This window comes from Micromonospora avicenniae (assembly GCF_900156065.1).
GTDB classification, from domain to species: Bacteria; Actinomycetota; Actinomycetes; order Mycobacteriales; family Micromonosporaceae; genus Micromonospora; species Micromonospora avicenniae.
Genome location: NZ_FTNF01000001.1, coordinates 331,166 through 349,817 on the forward strand (window position 1 = coordinate 331,166; position 18,652 = coordinate 349,817).

Annotated in this window: 16 protein-coding genes; 4 read left to right on the forward strand and 12 right to left on the reverse strand. The window is 71.9% G+C overall.

Going from position 1 to position 18,652, the window contains the following annotated elements; all coding sequences use genetic code 11:
• Window positions 1–4 precede the first annotated feature (4 nt).
• Complete coding sequence (locus BXA10_RS01570; protein WP_076466741.1) at window positions 5–760, reverse strand: DUF5131 family protein; 756 nt, start codon at window positions 758–760, stop codon at window positions 5–7.
• 691 nt (window positions 761–1,451) lie between these two features.
• On the opposite strand from BXA10_RS01570, the gene BXA10_RS01575 reads away from it, so the two are divergent.
• Window positions 1,452–2,786 carry a TrkH family potassium uptake protein gene (locus BXA10_RS01575; RefSeq protein ID WP_076466742.1) on the forward strand — a complete coding sequence of 445 codons (1,335 nt, stop codon included), beginning with the start codon at window positions 1,452–1,454 and terminating at the stop codon, window positions 2,784–2,786.
• Window positions 2,776–3,444: a potassium channel family protein gene (locus BXA10_RS01580; RefSeq protein ID WP_076466743.1), complete on the forward strand. Its 669-nt coding sequence runs from the start codon at window positions 2,776–2,778 to the stop codon at window positions 3,442–3,444. The genes BXA10_RS01575 and BXA10_RS01580 overlap by 11 nt, the downstream gene beginning before the upstream one ends.
• A 108-nt stretch (window positions 3,445–3,552) precedes the next feature.
• On the opposite strand, the gene BXA10_RS01585 is transcribed toward BXA10_RS01580, so the two are convergent.
• The 7 genes from BXA10_RS01585 to BXA10_RS01615 all read right to left on the reverse strand — a co-directional run bounded on the left by BXA10_RS01585 (window position 3,553) and on the right by BXA10_RS01615 (window position 12,283).
• Complete coding sequence (locus BXA10_RS01585; protein ID WP_076466744.1) at window positions 3,553–5,175, reverse strand: serine/threonine-protein kinase; 1,623 nt, start codon at window positions 5,173–5,175, stop codon at window positions 3,553–3,555.
• Between the two features lie 70 nt (window positions 5,176–5,245).
• Window positions 5,246–6,799: a fused MFS/spermidine synthase gene (locus tag BXA10_RS01590; RefSeq protein ID WP_076466745.1), complete on the reverse strand. Its 1,554-nt coding sequence runs from the start codon at window positions 6,797–6,799 to the stop codon at window positions 5,246–5,248.
• 36 nt (window positions 6,800–6,835) lie between these two features.
• Complete coding sequence (locus BXA10_RS01595) at window positions 6,836–7,858, reverse strand: coiled-coil domain-containing protein (RefSeq protein WP_139337873.1); 1,023 nt, start codon at window positions 7,856–7,858, stop codon at window positions 6,836–6,838.
• Window positions 7,859–8,063: 205 nt separating this feature from the next.
• Window positions 8,064–8,873 (reverse strand): inositol monophosphatase family protein, encoded by an 810-nt coding sequence (locus tag BXA10_RS01600; RefSeq protein ID WP_076466747.1) that lies wholly within the window; start codon window positions 8,871–8,873, stop codon window positions 8,064–8,066.
• Entirely contained in the window at window positions 8,866–9,318 is a 453-nt protein-coding gene (locus tag BXA10_RS01605) for a response regulator (RefSeq protein ID WP_076466748.1), read from the reverse strand. The genes BXA10_RS01600 and BXA10_RS01605 overlap by 8 nt, the downstream gene beginning before the upstream one ends.
• Window positions 9,315–11,042 (reverse strand): sensor histidine kinase, encoded by a 1,728-nt coding sequence (locus tag BXA10_RS01610; RefSeq protein WP_076466749.1) that lies wholly within the window; start codon window positions 11,040–11,042, stop codon window positions 9,315–9,317. Before BXA10_RS01610 ends, BXA10_RS01605 begins: the two co-directional genes overlap by 4 nt.
• On the reverse strand, window positions 11,039–12,283 hold the full coding sequence (locus BXA10_RS01615) for a PP2C family protein-serine/threonine phosphatase (protein ID WP_245828088.1): 1,245 nt from the start codon (window positions 12,281–12,283) through the stop codon (window positions 11,039–11,041). Before BXA10_RS01615 ends, BXA10_RS01610 begins: the two co-directional genes overlap by 4 nt.
• Window positions 12,284–12,591: 308 nt before the next feature.
• Between BXA10_RS01615 and BXA10_RS01620 the strand changes: the two genes are divergently transcribed.
• Complete coding sequence (locus BXA10_RS01620; protein WP_175649077.1) at window positions 12,592–15,009, forward strand: M28 family peptidase; 2,418 nt, start codon at window positions 12,592–12,594, stop codon at window positions 15,007–15,009.
• A gap of 47 nt (window positions 15,010–15,056) precedes the next feature.
• Here the strand turns inward: BXA10_RS01620 and BXA10_RS01625 are convergent, their stop codons facing one another.
• Window positions 15,057–15,995 (reverse strand): threonine/serine dehydratase, encoded by a 939-nt coding sequence (locus BXA10_RS01625; RefSeq protein WP_076466750.1) that lies wholly within the window; start codon window positions 15,993–15,995, stop codon window positions 15,057–15,059.
• A gap of 210 nt (window positions 15,996–16,205) precedes the next feature.
• Here BXA10_RS01625 and BXA10_RS01630 point away from each other — a divergent pair, with 210 nt between their 5' ends.
• Window positions 16,206–17,021, forward strand: a complete 816-nt coding sequence (locus BXA10_RS01630; RefSeq protein ID WP_076466751.1) for an isocitrate lyase/PEP mutase family protein — start codon at window positions 16,206–16,208, stop codon at window positions 17,019–17,021.
• 24 nt (window positions 17,022–17,045) lie between these two features.
• Here BXA10_RS01630 and BXA10_RS01635 read toward each other — a convergent pair whose 3' ends face one another.
• From BXA10_RS01635 to BXA10_RS01645, 3 genes are all read right to left on the reverse strand, one after another.
• Window positions 17,046–17,300 carry a Smr/MutS family protein gene (locus BXA10_RS01635; RefSeq protein WP_076466752.1) on the reverse strand — a complete coding sequence of 85 codons (255 nt, stop codon included), beginning with the start codon at window positions 17,298–17,300 and terminating at the stop codon, window positions 17,046–17,048.
• A gap of 84 nt (window positions 17,301–17,384) precedes the next feature.
• The gene (locus BXA10_RS01640; RefSeq protein ID WP_076466753.1) at window positions 17,385–17,753 is read right to left on the reverse strand and encodes a tetratricopeptide repeat protein; all 369 of its coding nucleotides are present in this window, start codon (window positions 17,751–17,753) and stop codon (window positions 17,385–17,387) included.
• 105 nt (window positions 17,754–17,858) lie between these two features.
• Entirely contained in the window at window positions 17,859–18,620 is a 762-nt protein-coding gene (locus BXA10_RS01645) for an ROK family protein (RefSeq protein ID WP_076466754.1), read from the reverse strand.
• Between the last annotated feature and the right edge of the window lie 32 nt (window positions 18,621–18,652).

The following is an 18,652-nucleotide window of genomic DNA, read 5'->3' on the forward strand; positions in this document are numbered from 1 at the left end:
TCCGTCAGGCTGCGATTAGGGCTCTCGGCGTGGGCATCTCGTCCCAAGTGCGACCATCCAGCGTCCGACCCCCTGCCTTGGGCGTACGGCCTCCCCACTGCTTGAAAAAGAAGGCTGTGCCGGTCGCCGCACATTGGTCACGAAGATCGGTGGCCCACGATCTCTCCATCGGTCGACAGCCTCGACCGGATTCGCCGCCGGCGATCAGCCAGTCGATTCCGGTGAGGTCCAGATCCGGCAGCGGTCCCAACAGTGGCTCGGCGGAGATGAAGCGCACTGCTGCGGGCACCTCCCGAAGGTGATCGATGCGTTCCCGCTGGCTGCCATCCTCGACGCTGATCCCCATCCACACGTTGTGGGGCCAACTAAGCCGGGGTGCGACTTTGGCGAGCCGAGTTCCTCGTTTGGTCAGGACCTGGTAGGTATGGCGCGGCGTTTCGCGCATCACCTCGAACACCTGCTGCACGTAACTGAGCGGCACCCGAGCGTGGAAGAGATCTGACATCGAGTCAACGAAGACGATGCGTGGCTCACGCCAGCGGCGGGGAATGTCGAGGGACTCGGGATGCAGCGTCACTCCGAAACCCGGCCCGGAGGTTCGAGGGTCACCGTCTACCTGGTACTTCGACGAACCCATGGCCTTCAGCCGCTTTGCCAAGGTCATGGCATAGCAGTTGTCGCAGCCGGCCGAGATCCGGTCGCAGCCAGTCGTAGGATTCCACGTCGCTTCCGTCCACTCGATAGCGCTCCGATCTGCCATGGGCGTCCCCTCTCGATCGAGAGGCCAATCGTGTCGAACAACCGTACGCATGGGAAGTGTCGCGCGGCGTGTCGGTGTCGATTTCTCCATAGCTCGAAGCTCGCAACGCGCTGCCCTCAGCAAGAACGCGGCTGGCCCGCCGTCCGGGTCTCGGGCGGCGGGCCAGCGGGACGCGCCGGGCTGGGTGGCGGCCGACGCGCTGGGCGTACGTCAGGCGAGACCGGCGCGGGCGGCGACGGCGGTGTCCCGCTAATCGGCGAAGACACGTCCAGACCGAATCGCAAGAAGAGCTCGTACTCGGCGACGATGTGGCCGCGAGCATTCGGGGCGGCGCCAGTCCGGAAGTCCGCTGGCAGGAACTGGTTCTCGGCCCGGAACGTCCAGGCATGCGCGGCTCCTCCTGATGTGCCTGCCGCAGAGGCCGGTCGGGGCGAGCAGGTTGCCCGCCGCGTTCCGGGGCACGACGAGGTTCTTGTTCGTCCGTCCGCGTACCGGGCGATCCACTTCAGTCCGGCCGGGCCCGCCAGGTCGTGGTAGGTGCGCGCGTCCCCGGCGACGGTGAGGTCGTACGGGCGGCTGGCGACGTCGAGCAGCTGCGCGAGCCGTACCTTGGTCATCGGCCGGCCGGTGGCTGCGCCGCCGGATCACTGGTTCGGCCTCCCCGCCTCGTGGGGAAAAGGAAGATTGTCTGGTGCGCCGGCTTCTCCGTCACCCCGTGCGGCTGGTGCCGTTCGGATTCCTGGCGGCGATCCTGCTCGGCACCGGCCTGCTGATGCTGCCCTGGGCGACCAGCCAACACCAGACCACCCCGTTCGTCACCGCACTGTTCACCGCCACCTCCGCGGTGTCCGTGACCGGCATGGCGGTGGTCGGCACCCCGGATTACTGGAACCCGTTCGGCCTGGTCATGATCACGGTGCTCACCCAGATCGGCGGGATCGGCATCGTCACCGGCGCCACCGTGGTCATCCTTCTCGTAGCCCGGCAACTCGGGCTGCGGAACCGGCTGCTCGTGCAGGCCGAGACCCAGGAGTTCGGCTTCGGAGACGTACGACGGCTGCTGCGGCGAATCGCCGCCACCGCGCTGATCTGCGAGTCGGTGATCACCGCCATCCTCACCGTCCGCTTCCACGTCAGCTACGACTACCCGCTCGGGCGAGCGCTCTGGCACGGTGTCTTCCACGCCGTCCAGGGCTTCAACAACGGCGGGTTCGCGCTCTACTCGGACAACCTGGCGGGCTTCGCCAGGGACGGGTGGATCACCCTGCCGCTGGCCCTCGGCGCGATCATCGGCGGCCTCGGCTTCCCGGCACTCTTCGAAGCGGCACGGGAGTGGCGTCAACCCTCCCGCTGGGCCATCGCCACCAAGCTCACCGTCTGGGGCAGCGCCGCGCTGCTCCTGGTCGGCTTCCTCGGCCTGCTTCTGGCCGAGTGGGCCAACCCCCGCACCATCGGCAGCTTTGCTTGGCCCGACAAGCTGCTCGCCGCGTTCGCCCAGGACGCGTTCATCCGTACCGGCGGGTTCAACGTCTTCGCAATCGACGCCCTCGACGAGGCGACGTACCCGTTGATGATCGCGCTGATGTTCATCGGCGGCGGCAGCGCCAGCACCGCCGGCGGCATCAAGGTGGCGACCTTCTTCCTGCTCGCCTTCGTCATCTGGGCCGAGCTACGAGGTGAGCCGGATGTGACCATCGGCCGACGCCGGGTCGCGAACGCCAGCCAGCGGCAGGCGGTCACGCTGGCCCTGATCAGCGTCACACTGGTGGTCATCGGCACGGTGACGTTGATCCTGATGACGGAGAACACCGGGGCCGTCCAGACGCTGTTCGAGGTGACCTCCGCGTTCACCACCACCGGGCTCTCCGTCGGGCTCGCTCCCGCGCTTCCCGAGAGCGGCCAGCTCGCTCTCGTCGTCCTGATGTACATCGGCCGGGTCGGACCGCTCACCCTCGGGTCCGCGATCGCACTGAACACCCGGCGGAGGCTCTACCGCTATCCGGAGGAGCAACCCATTGTCGGATAGGGAGAGCGAAGCAGGCGGCGTCGCGGTGGTCGGGTTGGGACGCTTCGGAGGTCAGCTGGCCGGGGCGCTGATCCGGCTCGGCCACGAGGTCCTGGCCATCGACCGCAACGCCGACCTCGTCCAACGCTGGTCGGACCAGCTCGACCGGGTCGTACAGGCCGACGCCACCGACGAGGACGCGCTGCGCCAGGTCGGCATCAGCGACTTCCGGCGCGTCGTGGTGGCGATCGGCGCGTCGGTCGAGGCGAGCGTGCTCACCGTGCTGGCCATGGTGGAACTCGGCGTTGCACAGGTCTGGGCCCGGGCCACCTCGGAGAAGCACGCGAAGATCCTCGCCGCGGTCGGCGCGCACCACGTGATCTTTCCCGAGGCGGAGACCGGCGAGCGGGTGGCGCACCTGATCGTCACCCGGATGCTCGACTTCATCGAGTTCGGCGACGACTTCGCCATCGCGAAGGTACGCGTGCCGGAGGCGCTGGCCGGAAAGTCCCTGTCGCAGGTACGGCCGATCGACCAGTACGGCGTACGCATACTCGGCGCCAAGCTTCCCGGCGAGCCGTTCGAGTACGCATCGGACTCCACCGTGCTCAGACCGGAGGGCATCCTGGTGGTCGAGGGCACCCTGAACCAACTCCAACACTTCGCCGACCTCACCTGACCCCCTCCCCACCCCCGTGGAGCGCACTTTCACGGAAGGAGTGGCTGTTCGCGCCCGGACAACCACTCTTTCCGGGAAATTGCTCGCGCCGTGAGGCGGGGGTGGGGGTTACTTTTTGGGGGGTTTGGGTTTTTTGGGTTTGTCGGGTTTGGGGGCGGGGCCGCCGGGGCCACCTTTGCCGCCGGGGGCACCCAAGCCGGCGGCACGCGATTTGGTGGTGGTCTTCGAGGTGGTGGTCTTGGCCGGCGGGGACTTCGGCACCGCCGGGGTGGGGGCCCGACCGGCCACCCCGGACACCTGCACCCCGCAGCTCTCACCGCCGATGCTGAACGCGACCGGCAGCGGGTTCGCGCCGGTGTAGCGGCCGGTGAGACTCACCTTCTCCGCGGCGCCCGGCGCCAGGGCGGGCCGCGCCGCCGGCGGGCGGACCACCACCGCCCGCCCCTGCTGACTGGCGGACGCCGGGGTCGCCCGGGTCACGGTCTGCTGGGCGGGGAAGGCGAAGTTCATCGCCCAGTCACGCAACTCGCGGTCACCCGTGTTGGTCAGGGTCAGCTCGGCGGCGAAGTCCTTGCCGGAGTCACTGCGCAGCACGTACGCCACCTGGCAGGCGGGGGCTCGCTCCAGCCCCATCCGGGCCTCGGTCGGCGGCTCGGCATCGCCGTTCGCCGGGCTCCGCCCGGTCACTCCCCAGAGCGCCGCGGTGACCGCCACCACGCCGGCCGCCGCCACCCCGACCTCGACGCGCCGTCGGCGGGCCACGGCCCGCCGACGCCGGGTGGGCAGCGGCAGGGCGTCCGTCTCGGCGGACCAGGGCAGGATCGTCGTGCCGGCGTCCGCCAGGGTGCCCGGGCCCACCGGGCCGGCGGCCGGCGACACGGGCACCGCGGTGAGCAAGCCGGCCGCGTCGGCCAGCGTGCGGGCGAGTTCCGCCGTGGGCGGCCGTTCCTCGGGGCGTTTCGCCAGGCAGCGGTGCACCAGGTCGGCCACCTCGTGGGGCAGCGCCGGCACCGTGGGCATCGGCTCCGGGTCGTTGTACAGGTGCGCCCGCAACATCTCGGTGGTGGTGCTGGCCTGCCAAGGCAGCCGACCGGTGAGCATCCGGTAGAGCAGCAGACCCACGGCGTACACGTCGGTGGCGGGCGAGACCTGGCCGTTGTCGAGGCGCTCCGGCGCGAGGTACGCAGGGGTGCCGAGCAGGGCGCCGTCCCTGCCCTTCTCGCTCTCCCCGACCAGGGCGGAGATGCCGAAGTCGACAACCTTCACCCCGGTGGCGGTCAGCATCACGTTGCCCGGGGTGACGTCCCGGTGCACCACCCCACGGACGTGCGCGGTGGCCAGCGCCGAGGCGACCTCGGCGGCGATCGTCAGCGCGTCCCGCCAGGGCAGCTGCCGCTCCCGGCCGAGCCGGCTGCTGAGCGGTTGGCCGTCGACCAGCTCCATCACCACGTACGGCGTGGTCACGCCGTCATGCTCGGCCTCACCGTAGTCGTACACGTTGGTGATGTTGGGGTGGCACAGTCGCGCGGCGGCCTGCGCCTCGATCCGGATCCGGTGCCGGAACGCACGGTCGCTCGCCAGCCGGGACGCCAGCACCTTGACCGCGACCTGGCGCCCGAGCACCTCGTCGTAGCCGCGCCAGACCACGGACATGCCACCCGCGCCGAGCTGCTCGATGAGCCGGTACCGCCCACCGAGCGGCCGCACACCGAACCGGTCCCCTCCACCCATGGTGGGGGTTGTTGCCCGGACCCGCCCCGGCTACACCTCAGCAGTCGAAATCGGTCAGAAACTCACCTGATCAGGCGGTGGCGAGCAGCTGGTCCACCGGCGCGTAGTCGTCGGTGAGCACCAACGCCTCACCGACGAACTCGTCGAGTTCGGCATCGGCGACCAGGCTCGCCCGGGGGTCCACCTCGATCAGCCGTTCGCCGATCGCCGCCAGCGGGAGCGGCGCGTCGGAGGCGACGAGGACGAAGTTGGAGCCCTGCTCGCCGGCGATCGCCTCCGGCGGGGCGATCAGTGCGACATGCTGGAACTCGGCGGCGACAGTGGCCAGTTCACTGCGGATGAACCGCAACGGCGGGTAGTCGATGACGTTCTGCACGTAGGCGCCGCTCGGGCGCAGCACCCGGCGCACCTCGGCGATCATCTCCCGGGTGGCCAGGTGCCAGGGCACCACCAGGTGCCCGAACGCGTCGCCCACCACCAGGTCGCGGCTCTCCGGCGACTCGGCGGCGACCAGCAGCCGCGCGTCGCCGGCCACCGCCCGCAGGTCCGGTCCCTGGTGTACGCCGAGTTCCCGCTCGCCCAGCTCGATCAGCCCACCGTCGATCTCGAAGACCAGGTTGTCGGTGCCGGGACGGGTGGCGGTCAGATACCGGGGCACGGTGAAGCCGCCCCCGCCCAGGTGCAGCGCGTCCAGTCGCTGCCCGGTCGGCGCGATCACGTCGGCGACCGCGCCGAACCACTTCGTGTACGCGTACTCCAGGTGGCGGGGGTCGGCCAGGTCCACGTACGAGTGCTGCGCCGAGTTGAGCAGCAGCGTGCGACCGCTCGACCGGGACGGGTCGGCCTCCACCTTCGCGCAGTGGTACGCCGTCTCGATGTCGCACGGGTTCGGCGCGACGGTGCTCAACCCGGCACCGACCAGGCCGAGCACGGCCAGTACCGCCTTGGCCCGCCCCGGACCGGGCAGTTCCGCGGCCCCCTGCCGGCGCAGGTACCAGCCGAGGACCAGGCCGGCGACGCCGAGCGACACCGCCAACGCCAGCAGGATCACCGTGCTCGACAACGCGGCGACCAGCACGAACCCGGTGAGCAGGGTGGCCGTGATGCCGCCCAGCGTCCCGATGCTCGACAGCCGGCCGACCACCTGGCCGGTGCGTCGCAGGTCGGCGAGCTGGAGCTTGACGACCAGCGGGGTGACTGCGGACAGCAGCAGCGCCGGCACGAAGACGGCCAGGGCCACCAGGAGCAGGATGGCGCTGGCCGCGCCGCCGCGCAGCACCTCCCCGGCGTACCTGACGACCGGCAGCGTGACGGCGGTGGCGATGCCGGCGAGCACGAGAGCGGGCGCCAGCAGCGGACGCGGGTCACGCCGGTCGGCTAGCCGGCCGCCGGTCCACGCGCCGTACGCGATCGCGGCGAGCGCGACGCCGATCACCGAGCTGGTCACCTGGAGAGTGACCCCGACGTACGGGCCGACCAGGCGCAGCGCGACCGTCTCCAGCACCAGGACGGCTCCGCTGGAGAAGAAGACGAGGAAGGCGGCGAGCCCGTTGGGCAGGGCCCGCCCGGCGACCGGCGCAGGTGGCGCGGGTGGGTCCGCGACGTCGGACGGTGAGAGATTCATCGTCGCGATGGTACGCAGCCCACCCGTCCGCGCGGGTCAGTACATCGAGAGATGAACATGATTTGTATGGCTGGCCGCCGGGCTGCCGCTGCCGCTGTAGGAGCGCCAGCCGGTGCCGGGGTGCCAGATCTGCCGGTACCAGATCACGTAGAGCACACCGAGCCGATCGGCGTTGCGCACGTGCCAGGCGGCCAGGCTGTCGCCGTACGCCTTGTCGCCACCGGTGGCGTTCTGGTCCTTGAAGCCTCCCGCGGCGGCCGAGAAGTCGCAGGCCCGGCCCTTGGGATGCTCGCCGTCGCCGCCGCTGCGGTAGCAGGAGACGTAGCGCTGGTAACCGGCCGCCTTGGTCTGCTGGAGGGCGTTGAGGGTGCGGGGGGTGATGCAACCGGAGGTGGTCGGGTCGTTCACCGAGCAGGACTCCGACGGCCAGGAGCCGTCCGAGTTGCGCGGTGCGGGTTTCGCCGAGGTCGAACTGGCGCCGCCGAAGCCACCGCTGCCGCCGGAGCTGACCGCGGCCAACGCCGCCTCCGCTTCCTTCTTCTTCTTCGCCATCACGGCGAGCTGCTTCGCCTGCTGCCGCACCTCGGCGTCGATGGCGAGCTTGGCCCGCCGCGCCTGCTCGCGGGTCTCCGTCAGCTCGCGCAGTCGCTTGCCGTCCCGCTGCGCCATCAGGTCGAGGTTGGCCGCCCGCTCCAGGAACGCGTCAGGGGAGGCACTGCCCAGCAGCATCGACGCCGGGGTGAGCCGGCCCATCCGGTATGAACGTGCGGCCACCTCGCCGACCTGTGCGCTCAGGTCGTCGACCCGGACCTGGAGCCCGGTCAGCTGGTCGGTCAGCTGCTTCTGCCGGCGCTTGGAGTTGTCCAGCTTCTGCTTCGCCTCGATGTGCGCCCGCGCGGTGGCGGTCAGCGCGTCGCGCAGCTTCTTGGTGCCACCCTCGTTCGGCTCCGCGTACGCGGGCACCGCGCCGCTGCCGAGCATCAGCGCGACGGCTGCGAGCAGGGCGATCAGAGACCGTCGGTCTCTCAGCGGGCCGCGGGCGCGACGCCGGCTGGGCATGATCCTGGGCACGACAGCGTCCTTCCGTCGACCGCCGGCCCCCCGGTGCAACCTGCGCGGCGGCGGTCCCGCCGGCCCCGGTCGGCGGCCTGCTGGCGGTGACCGCCGGTCACGATACCGGACCGAGCGGCGCCGGCCAGTCCCGTGACGGCGGAGGGCGCACCGCGTCGACGTACGGTGTCGGGACGGTCGCCGAGCGCGGGGATCAGCCGCCGAGCAGGGCCGCGCTGACGTCGTTCCAGATCTGCTCGCTCGCCGCGACCAGCAGGCCGTGGCCCTCGTCGGCGGGGTGGTAGTCGGCGCCGTCGAACCGGCGGGCGACACCGCCCGCGCACTCGACCAGCAGGGTGCCGGGGGCGTGGTCCCAGGGCAGGGTGCGCCAGAAGAGCGCGAACTGCTGCCGACCGACGAGGATGTCCAGGTACTCCCGTCCCGCACAGTGCTGCCCGGGAAGCAGCTCGCCCAGGCGGTCACCGCCGGCGTTCACCCGGTCGCGGGTGGCGGTCGGGAGGAACCGGGTCATCGCCATGCCGCGCAGGTGGCCGAACTCCGGCGTCGACTCGTCGGTACGGACCCTGTGCCTGTCGACGTACGTCCCCTCACCGGCGCGGGAGGTGGCGAGCGTGTCGGCGAGCGGGTCGAGCACCCAGGCGGCGGCCGGCCGGCCCTCGCTCAACAGCGCCACCATCAGCGCGAACGGCCGGCGGCCGGCGGCGAAGTTGGCGGTGCCGTCGATCGGATCGACGATCCAGACGTCCCCGCCGTCACGCAGGTGCCGCAGCAGCCCCCGGTCCTCGGCGACGGCCTCCTCACCCACCACCACCGAGCCGGGACGCAGCTCGCGCAGCGCCGCCGAGATCATCTCCTCGGCCCGGCGGTCGGCCACGGTGACGATGTCACCCGGCGCCTTCTCCGCGACGTCGGAGTCGTCGAGCTTCCGGAACAGGGGTACGACGACCTGGTCGGCTGCCTGCCGGAGCAGCCCACCCACGTCGTCGATCAGGGTGTCAGCCACGCGGCGGCAGCTTGACCACGCTGACGAAGAACTCGTCGATCTGGCGGACCACGGCGATGAACCGATCGAAGTCCACCGGCTTGGTCACGTACGCGTTGGCGTGCAGTTGGTAGCTGCGCAGGATGTCCTCGTCGGTCTGGGAGGTGGTGAGCACCACCACCGGGATCCGGCGGAGCTGCTCGTCCTTCTTGATCTCCGCGAGCACCTCACGGCCGTCCCGGCGCGGCAGGTTGAGATCGAGCAGGATCAGGTCCGGGGTCGCCGCGTCCGCGTACCGGCCCTCACGGCGCAGGTAGGCCAGCGCCTCGGCCCCGTCGGAGACGACGGTCAGCCGGTTACGCAGCTTGTGCTCCTCGAACGCCTCCTGGGTCATCAACACGTCGCCCGGGTCGTCCTCGACCAGCAGAACCTCGATCGGGCTCCTGCCGTCCGCCGGTACGGTCATCCCACCGTCTCCCTCATGCCGCCCGTCCTATCGCCTGCCGGCGCCTGCTCCGTACGCTCCGCCCCGGCGGGCTGCTCCGGCGCGCTGTTCGCACCGCCGGCCGTCGTACCCGCCTCCGCGTCCGCGTCCGCGACGGTAGCCGCCGTCTCGTCCGGGCCCTCCCCCGTCGCGGGAAGATCCTCCGGCAGCGCGGGCAGCGTGAACCGGATCGCGGTGCCCTCGGCGACGTCGGTGTCCACCCAGACCCGACCGCCGTGGTACTCCACGATCTTCTTGACGATCGCCAGCCCGATCCCGGTGCCCGGGTAGGCGTCCTTCGGGTGCAGCCGCTGGAAGATGACGAAGATCTTGTCGGCGAACTCCGGCTCGATGCCGATGCCGTTGTCGCGGCAGGTGATCTCCCACTCCTCGCCGACCAGCCGGGCGGAGACGTGCACCTTCGCGGGCACGTCCAGCCGACGGAACTTGATCGAGTTGCTGACGAGATTGGCGAGCAGGTTGGTGAGCAGCGGCTCCTCGCCCCGGATCACCGGCAGTTCCGACCAGGTCAGCTCGGCGTCCGCGTACTGCCGGGCCGCCTCGGTCTGGCCGGCCACGTCCCCCATCACCTTGTTGAGGTCGACCTCGGTGAAACCGGTGGTCAGCCGGCCGATCCGGGAGAACGCCAGCAGATCGTTGATCAGGCGCTGCATCCGCTGCGCGCCGTCGACCGCGAACGCGATGTACTGGTCGGCCCGCTCGTCCAGCTGGCCGGCGTAGCGGCGCTGGAGCAGCTGGCAGAAGCTCGCGACCTTACGCAGCGGCTCCTGGAGGTCGTGCGACGCGACGTACGCGAACTGCTCCAGGTCACGGTTGGACCGGGTCAGCTCCTCGGCCTGCTTCTGGAGCTGGGTGTTGACCCACTCGATCCGCTCCCGGGCCTCCCGCACCTCGGCCAGGTCCGCCGCGATCCTGCGGCGCATCGCGTCCACGTCTTCCGCGAGCTGCACGAACTCGGGCGGGCCGGTACCGGAGATCACGTGGGCGAAATCGCCCTCGGCGACCTCCCGGACCTGGTCGGCGAGACCGGTGAGCGGACGCACCACCGTCTGGTCCAGCGAGAGCAGCAGCAGTGCCCCGGCGACCACCACCACCAGGGCGGCGACGATCAGCAGGACGGCCAGGAGGTTGCCGGTACGGCGTACCTCGCGGGCGTTGCTCTCCCGGGCGTTGAGGATCTCGGCCTGAAGGTCGTCCACGGCGACCCGGACGCCGTCGAACTGCTGCCGGGCCGATTCGGTGACGAGGGCCTGACCGGCGGCGGTGCCACGCTGCTCGGTCGTGGTGATCACGGGCTCCGCGACCGACTGCCGCCACTGGTCGGCCCGGGTCTCGACCTGGCGCAGCTCTCCCTCGATCTGCGGGTAGTCGGCCAGGAGTCGCCGCATCGACGAGACGATGTCCTGCTCCTGCCGCACCCCGGCGTCGTACGGGCCGAGGTCGGCCCGGTCGCCGCTGACGGCGAAGCCACGGACCGAGGTCTCCTGGTCGAGCAGGGCGTTGAGCAACTCCTGCGACTGCACCCGTAGCGGGCTGGTCTTGTTGAGCAGCGCGTCGACCTGGTTGCGGCTCCGCTCGGCCAGGGACGCCTCCGTCACCGCCAACCCGACCAGCAGCACCCCGACGACCGCGAGCAGCGCGACCACCCGCTGGCGCAGGCTCCACTCGCGCACACCGGCGATCACCGGCCACCTCCCCGGGAAACCAGCAGCATGGCGACGTCGTCGGCGAGCGGACCACCGTTGATCTGCTCGGCCCGCCCGACGAGCCAGGCCGGCAGCTCGGGCAGGGGTACCCCCCGGCTGGCCGGTTCCTCCAGCAGCTCGTTGAGCCCGGGCACGTCGAGCCGATCGTCGCTGTCGCCCACGCGTCCCTCGATCAGGCCGTCGGTGTACATCAACAGGGACCAGTCCTCGGTGTCGAACTCCAGGTCGTAGGCGACCGGCCGACGGGGCCGGACGCCGAGCAACAGGCTGCCGGGGGCGGGCACCGGTGCCACCTCACCGCCGGCGAGCAGCAGTGGCGGCGGGTGACCGGCCAACCGTACGACGGCCCGGTTCTGGTTCAGGTCGAGTCGGGCCGTCGCGACGGTCGCGAAGATCTCCTGAAGCCGGCGTTCGCTCATCAGCACCTGCTCCAGCGCGGGCAGCACCTCGTCGTCGGGCACCCCGGCGAGCACCAGGGCACGCCAGGCGACCCGGAGCTCGACGCCGAGCGCCGCCTCGTCGACCCCGTGCCCGCAGACGTCGCCGACGATCAGGTCCACCCGGTCGGGACGGGTCTGCACCACGTCGTAGAAGTCGCCGCCGATCAGCGCGGCGTGTCGTCCGGGCCGGTAGAACGTGTGCACCGCGACCTGGTCGGTCGTCATCAGCGGCTGCGGCAGCAGGCCCCGTTCGAGGCGAGCCGACTCGGCCTGGCGCAGCTCGACCTCGCGCAGCCGGCGGGCGTTCTCGTCGGCGCGCTTACGTTCGACCGCGTAGCGCAGCGCCCGGGTCAGCAGGACGCCGTCGACCTGACCCTTGACCAGGTAGTCCTGGGCGCCCTCGGCCACCGCCACGATGCCGAGGTGCTCGTCGCTGCGCCCGGTCAGCACGCAGACCGCCGCACCGCTGGCCATCTCCAGCACCTGGCGCAGCCCGTCGAGGCCCTGGGCGTCCGGCAGGCCCAGGTCGAGCAGGACGCAGTCCACGCCCGTCACCCGTTGGCGTGCCTCGCTGAGGCTCGTCGCGACCAGCAGGTCGATCATCGAGTTGGTCTCGGCCAGCAGCTCGCCGACGAGGAAGGCGTCACCCTCGTCGTCCTCGACCAGCAGCACCCGCAGCCGCTCGCCGGGCGGCAGGTGAGCGTGCCGTCCCAGGCCGCCGTGCGGGTACGGCACCACGGAGGAACCGGCCAGACCGGTCCCCCGGTTGGGCCGGGTCACCGCCGCGAGACGCGGGAGTTCGCTGGTGATGTCGGGCTCCTTCCGAGTGCCCTGCTGATCCTGTATTAGACAACGGTCGCACACAACACGACGGACTCGGTGGGGCCGGGCATGGGCCGAATCACTACCCGATAGGCGGGCAAAGCAGACAGATAGCGTCCCGTCGACCGGACGGTCGACCTCCGCCCGGAACCCGCCGGCCGGGCAGTGGCCGGACGGCGCCGAAGTCGCCGACGGGCGGGCGTCCATCCCCGGCCGACGCGGTGCAGGATGATTCCACCCCTGGCCCCGTCCCCGAGGAGTTTCCCGTGGGCGCACCTCCCACCCCGGCCCCGGACCGCGCACCCGCCCACCCGATCCCGGGCGTACCCGGCGCCGACCGGTCACTCGCGAGGCCCCGGCGTCGGCTGGTCGCCGCCGTGGCGGCCGTCACCGCACTGGTCGCCGTCGGCGCCGTCAGCCTCGTCGACCTGCGGCCCCCGGCGCCGCGACCGGCCGACGCGCCGCCGGGCGAGTTCAGTGCCGACCGGGCCTTCCGGAACGTCGAGGTCATCGCCGCGCGCCCGCACCCGGCCGGCAGCGCCGCGAACGACGAGGTCCGCGCGCACGTCGAGCAGGTACTGCGGGGGCTCGGCCTGGAGACGCAGGTGCAGGACGCCGTCGCACCGGAGGCCGGGCAACTCAGTGGGGCGGCCGGAGGTGCCACGCTGGCCCGGGTCCGCAACGTGGTCGCCCGGCTGCCCGGGACCGATCCGACCGGCCGGGTCTTCCTGGTCGCCCACTACGACTCGGTGCAGTCCGGCCCGGGTGGCAACGACGACGCCGCCGGCACCTCCGCCGTCCTGGAGGTGGCCCGGGCGCTGGCCGCCGGACCGCGACCCCGCAACGACATCGTCTTCGTGCTGACCGACGCCGAGGAGGCGTGTCTCTGCGGAGCGTCCGGGTTCGCCGCCGGCCACCCCCTCGCCGCCGACGGCGGGGTGGTGCTCAACCTGGAGGCCCGCGGCTCGACCGGGCCGGTGATCATGTTCGAGACGTCGCCACGGAACGCGAAGCTGGTGGACGTCTTCGCCCGGGCCGCGCCGCACCCCGTCGGCACCTCGTTCGCCGTGGAGATCTACCGGGCACTGCCCAACGACACCGACTTCACCGCGTTCATGGCACATGGCTTCGTCGGCCTCAACTCCGCGTACATCGACGGCGGGGCCATCTACCACACCCCGCTGGACATCGCCGCGGCGTTGGACCGAGCCAGCCTTCAGCAGCACGGCGACAACGCGCTCGGGATGGCCCGTGAATTCGGCCGGATCGACCTCACCGACCTGACCGCCGACGGGGACGACACCTACTTCCCGGTGCCCGGAGGACTGGTCCGCTACCCGGGCCAACTGACCCTCCCGCTCGCGCTGCTCGCGCTGGCCGCGGTCGTCGCGCTGGGCTGGCTGGCCCGTCGGCGGGGCCGTGCCGACGGTCGCCGGCTGGCCGCCGGTCTCGGCCTGGCGCTGGTGCCGATCGTGGCCGCCCCGCTCGCCGCGCAGGCGTTCTGGGCCCTGATCACCACGATCCGGCCGGGCTACGCCGAGCTGCTCGACCCGTACCGGCCGACCTGGTACCGGCTCGCCGTGCTGGCGCTCGCCGCCGCGGTCGTCTGCACCTGGTACGCGTTGACCCGCCGCCGGATCGGCCCGGCCGCGCTGGCCGTCGGCGGGCTGGCCTGGCTGGCCCTGCTCGGGGTGGTGCTCGCGGTGCTGGTGCCGGGTGGGGCGTACCTCGCCTCCCTGCCGGCGCTGGCCGGCGCGCTCGCCGGCCTGGTCGCGCTCGGCGCCCGGATCGACGGGCCGTGGCCGGTGGTCGCCGTCACCGCAGGCGGCGCGGTGGCCGTGGTCATCCTGCTGCCCACTGTGGTGCTGCTCTTCCCGGCGCTCGGCATGGCGATGGGCGGGGTTGCCGCAGTGGTCACCGTGCTGCTCGGGCTGGCCGTACTGCCGGTGGTGGATCTGGTGCATCCCCAGGCCGGCGGGCAGCGCGGCCTGGTGGCGCTACGGGCCCGGCGGCTCGGTGCGCTGCCCGCGCTGGCCGGCGCGGTCGCGGCGGTGGTCTGCGCCGGGGTGGGGCTCCGCGTCGACCGCTTCGACGCCGCGCATCCCGCACCCACCCATCTGATGTACGCCCTGGACGCCGGCGCCAACTCGGCCCGGTGGCTCACCGACGAGACCGATCCGCAACCGTGGACCAGCCGGTACGTCGACGGTCCGACTTCGGTCGCGGACTTCCCGGCGCTCGGCGATCACCCCTTCCGCGGCGGCCCTGCGGAGCCGGTGAACCTGCCCGCCCCGAAGGTCGAGATCCTGGCCGACAGCAGCGCGGGCGGCGAACGCACCCTGCGGGTACGGGTCACCCCGCAGCGCCCGGTCCGCCTGGCCAGCCTGCACGTCGACACGACGACGGCCACGGTGTTGCGCGCCGAGGTCGCCGGCCGCCCAGTGCCGGTCACACCCCGCTCCGGCCGTTGGGGCTTCGGGGTGGTCCTGCACGCCCCGCCGACGGAGGGCTTCGAGGTGACACTCACCGTCGCCCCGAAGGGCGATCGGGTGGATCTGCGGGCGATGGACGCGAGCGACGGCCTGGCCGAGCTGCCCAGCTTCCGGCCTCGCCCGCCGGACGTCGGGATCGTCGGCTCGCACAGCTCGGAGATGCTCGCCGTGGCCCGCACCTATCCGGTCTGACGGCGGACCGGACCCTGGACCGGTCCGCCGGGCGTGCACCGGCGGGTTCAGTGCGGGCGGGCGGCCAGGTCACTCGGATCGGTGTTGCCGCCGCAGACGATGAGCGCCACCCGCTCACCCTCGCGCGGCACGTACGCCCGGCCGATCAACGCGGCCAGCGCCGCGGCGCCACCCAGCTCCGCGGCGACCCGCAACTCCGACCAGAGCAGCCGGCGGGCCCGGACCAGGTCCTCGTCGCGAACCAGCACGGAGACCACACCGGTACGGCGGGCGGTGTCGAAGGCGATCCCACCGATCCGCTGGGCCCCCAACGAGTCGGTGGCGATGCCGCCCACCTCGACGTCCACCGGGCGGCCGACCTTGAGCGCGGTGTGCAGGGTGGGAATCTGCTCCGGCTCGACGGCCACCACCCGCACCCCGCCGTCGAACCAGGTCGCGATCCCTGACACCAGGCCGCCACCCCCGACCGCGACCACCACGGTGTCGATCCCGTCCAGTTGCCGTTCGAGTTCACGGCCGACCGTGCCCTGGCCGGCCACCACCTCCGGCTGGTCGTACGCGTGCACGACGAGTGCGCCCGTCTCCTCGGCCCGGCGGGTGCTCGCCGCCAGCGCCTCCGCGTAGTGCTGGCCGACCTGCCGCACCTGGGCGCCGAGCGAGGCCAGCCGCTCCACCTTGACCGGCGAGGCGGTGACGGGCACGAAGACCTCGGCCGGTACGCCCAGCGCCCGGGCCGCGTACGCGACCGCGAGCCCGTGGTTGCCGCCGGACGCGGCGAGCACGCCCGCCTCCGGCAACGGGCTCTGGAGCATCCGGTTGAAGGCGCCACGCGGCTTGAAGGAGCCCGCGTGCTGAAACAGTTCCAGTTTCAGGCTGAGCCGCCCCGGTACGCCGAGCTCGCCACCGGCGAGGGTGAGCACCGGCGTCTGCCGTACCCGGCCGTCGATGAGGGCGGCGGCCGCCTCGACGTCGCTTCTGTCCACCATCCGGGCACGCTCCCCACTCAGACCCAGAGGGCCGGCCGGCCATCGTCGGTGCGGCCGACGAAACAGCCTAGCCACATCCGGCGGCCATCCTTGCCAGGTGCACCGGCGGGTAGAAGGGGAAGCTCTGCGGCGCTCGACGCCCAGGGCGCCGTCACGGTCTGGTCCGATACCCGCCAGAACCGCTGCGCTGTTGGTGCTTTGCTCAGGTCCATGACCAACTCGCAGCACGAACGCGCCCTGCACTTGCGCACCCTGCACCGTCCCGGTCAGCCGCTGGTGCTCCCCAACGCCTGGGACGCCGCGAGCGCCCGGCTGATCGAGGAGGCCGGCGCAGCCGCCGTCGCGACCACCAGCGCCGGGGTGGCCTGGAGCGTAGGCGCGGGCGACGGCGAGACGATGGGCCGTGACCGCGCGCTCGACCTGATCGCCCGCGTGGCGTCCGCGGTCAGCGTGCCGGTCACCGCCGACATCGAAGGCGGGTACGCGGAGGACGCCGACGGAGTCGCCGAGACGATCCGCGGGGTGCTCGACGCCGGAGCGGTAGGGGTCAACCTGGAAGAAGGTCCGCGGCCGGCCGCCGAACACGTCGACCGGATCGCGGCCGCGCGGAAATGCGCAGGTGCGGCGCTGTTCATCAACGCCCGGATCGACACCTACCTGCTCTCCCTCGGAGATCCGGCCACCCGGCTGCGGGACACGCTGGATCGGGCGGCGGCCTACGTCACCGCTGGCGCGGACGGCATCTTCGTGCCCGGCGTGGCCGACGCCGAAACCATCGCGGTGCTCGCGGCCGAGCTCACGGTGCCGTTGAACGTGATGGCCAGGCCGGGCTCACCCTCGATCGGTGAGCTCGCTGCCCTGGGCGTCGCCCGGATCAGCCTCGGCCCGGCGATCGCCCTCACCGCGTACGCGGCAGCGCGGCGCGCCACCCGCGAACTGCTGACCGCCGGGACCTACCAGGCCCTCGACGGATCACTGGGCTTCGCAGAGATCGATGCGCTGATGGCAGCGCCGGCCCGACGATGACCGCGTAGCCGGCGCTCGGCGCCCCTACTTCCAGCGGAAGTGCACGAAGAGGCGGCCGAAGTTCTTGGAGTCCTTCTCCACCCGGTGGTAGAGCTGCTTGACGTCCTTCTGGTCGAGGAAGCGCAGCACCCGCTTCTTGAGCTGACCGGAGCCCTTCCCCGGAATGATCTCCACGAGAGTGGCCTTCTTGGCGACCGCCTCGTCCATGATCGCCCGCAGCGCGCGGTCGATGTCGTGACCCTTGTTGTAGATGTCGTGGAGATCGAGCTTGAGCTTCACCAGTTCATCCTAGGTCCGGCGGGCCGGGGCCCGGAGACGGCGAAGGGCAGCCCGGATGGGCTGCCCTGTCCGTTCGCTTCGACGTCAGCGACCGCCGCTGACCCGGTTCTCCACCCGGGAGACCGCGGTGCGGTAGTCGTGGTTGTCGCTGTGCATGGCGGCGGCGATCCGCAGGTGCCGGAGCGCGTCCGGGTACCGGTTCAGCCGCTCGAGCGTACGGCCCAGCACGTGGTGCGCGTAGTGGTCGCTCGGGTCCCGATCGACCAGCTCCTGCAGGTGCTCCTCGGCCCGGTTGAGCTGGGCGGACTTGAAGTACGCACGGGCCAGCAGCTGCCGCACCGAGGCGTTGTTCGGCTCCGCCTCGACGATCGGCTCGAGCAGCCGGGCGGCTTCGGTGGCGTCACCGATCTCGAAGAACAAGGTCGCCCGCCGGTAGTCGGCCAGAAGATCCATTACCACCCCTCGTCTCGCGTCGGTCACTCACCTGACACTCACGTAACGCCGCCCGGGCCTCAGCTGTTCCTGAGTGGGCGGGAGTACGGCAAAGCCTCCGCACGGTCAGGCGGGGCGGGCGGCGGCCAGGTCCCACGCGCGTACGCCGCCGACGATCCCGGCCGTGTTCGGCACCACCACCACGTCGTCGCCCATCCGGGCCAGCTGGTCCGGCCGGACCAGCCGCGAGTTGCCCCCGCCCAGGTAGAGCCGGTCCCAGCGGAACACGGGTCGGAGCCCCTCGACCACACCCCGTACCCGACGTGACCAGAACGCATCGCCGAGCCGCCGCCGTTCCGGTTCGCCGATGTACGTGTCGTACGTCATTCCCCAGCGCACCGGCGCGTGCGACAGCTCCAGGTGCGGCGCGAGCACCCCGCCGTCGAAGAGGGCGGAGCCCAGCCCGGTGCCGAGGGTGAGCACCAGCTCCAGCCCCGTGCCGGCCACCACCCCGGCGCCGTGCACCTCGGCGTCGTTGAGAACCAGCGCGGGCACCCCGAACGCGTCGGCCAGCGCCGACCGCACGTCCCAGCCGGACCACTCGGCGAGCAGGTCCGGATCCACCTTCGTACGCGGCCCGGCCCGGGTGACGTAGTGCGGTGTGGCCACCACCACACCGTGCCGCAGCATGCCGGGCAGCCCGACGGTCACCCGGTCCGCCGGGGGCAGCTGGGCGCCCAGGTCGAGCAGGGTCTTGACGAAGAGCGAGGTGGGCAGCGGGTACGGCGTGGGCACCCGGAGCGGGCGGGTCCGCATCGTGCCCGCCTCGTCGAGGACCGAGGCCTTGATGCCCCCGCCACCGCAGTCGATCGCCAGTGTGGTCACCACTCCGCCGAGTCTGCACCTTCCGGGCGGGTCAC

What these genes read in the sequence shown, in the direction of transcription:
- BXA10_RS01605 (WP_076466748.1), bottom strand. Translation starts at nt 9,318, where the DNA reads ATGACCGTACCGGCGGACGGCAGGAGCCCGATCGAGGTTCTGCTGGTC.
- BXA10_RS01625 (WP_076466750.1), bottom strand. Translation starts at nt 15,995, where the DNA reads ATGGTGGACAGAAGCGACGTCGAGGCGGCCGCCGCCCTCATCGACGGC.
- BXA10_RS01570 (WP_076466741.1), bottom strand. Translation starts at nt 760, where the DNA reads ATGGCAGATCGGAGCGCTATCGAGTGGACGGAAGCGACGTGGAATCCT.
- BXA10_RS01585 (WP_076466744.1), bottom strand. Translation starts at nt 5,175, where the DNA reads ATGGGTGGAGGGGACCGGTTCGGTGTGCGGCCGCTCGGTGGGCGGTAC.
- BXA10_RS01640 (WP_076466753.1), bottom strand. Translation starts at nt 17,753, where the DNA reads ATGGATCTTCTGGCCGACTACCGGCGGGCGACCTTGTTCTTCGAGATC.
- BXA10_RS01595 (WP_139337873.1), bottom strand. Translation starts at nt 7,858, where the DNA reads ATGCCCAGCCGGCGTCGCGCCCGCGGCCCGCTGAGAGACCGACGGTCT.
- BXA10_RS01590 (WP_076466745.1), bottom strand. Translation starts at nt 6,799, where the DNA reads ATGAATCTCTCACCGTCCGACGTCGCGGACCCACCCGCGCCACCTGCG.
- BXA10_RS01630 (WP_076466751.1), top strand. Translation starts at nt 16,206, where the DNA reads ATGACCAACTCGCAGCACGAACGCGCCCTGCACTTGCGCACCCTGCAC.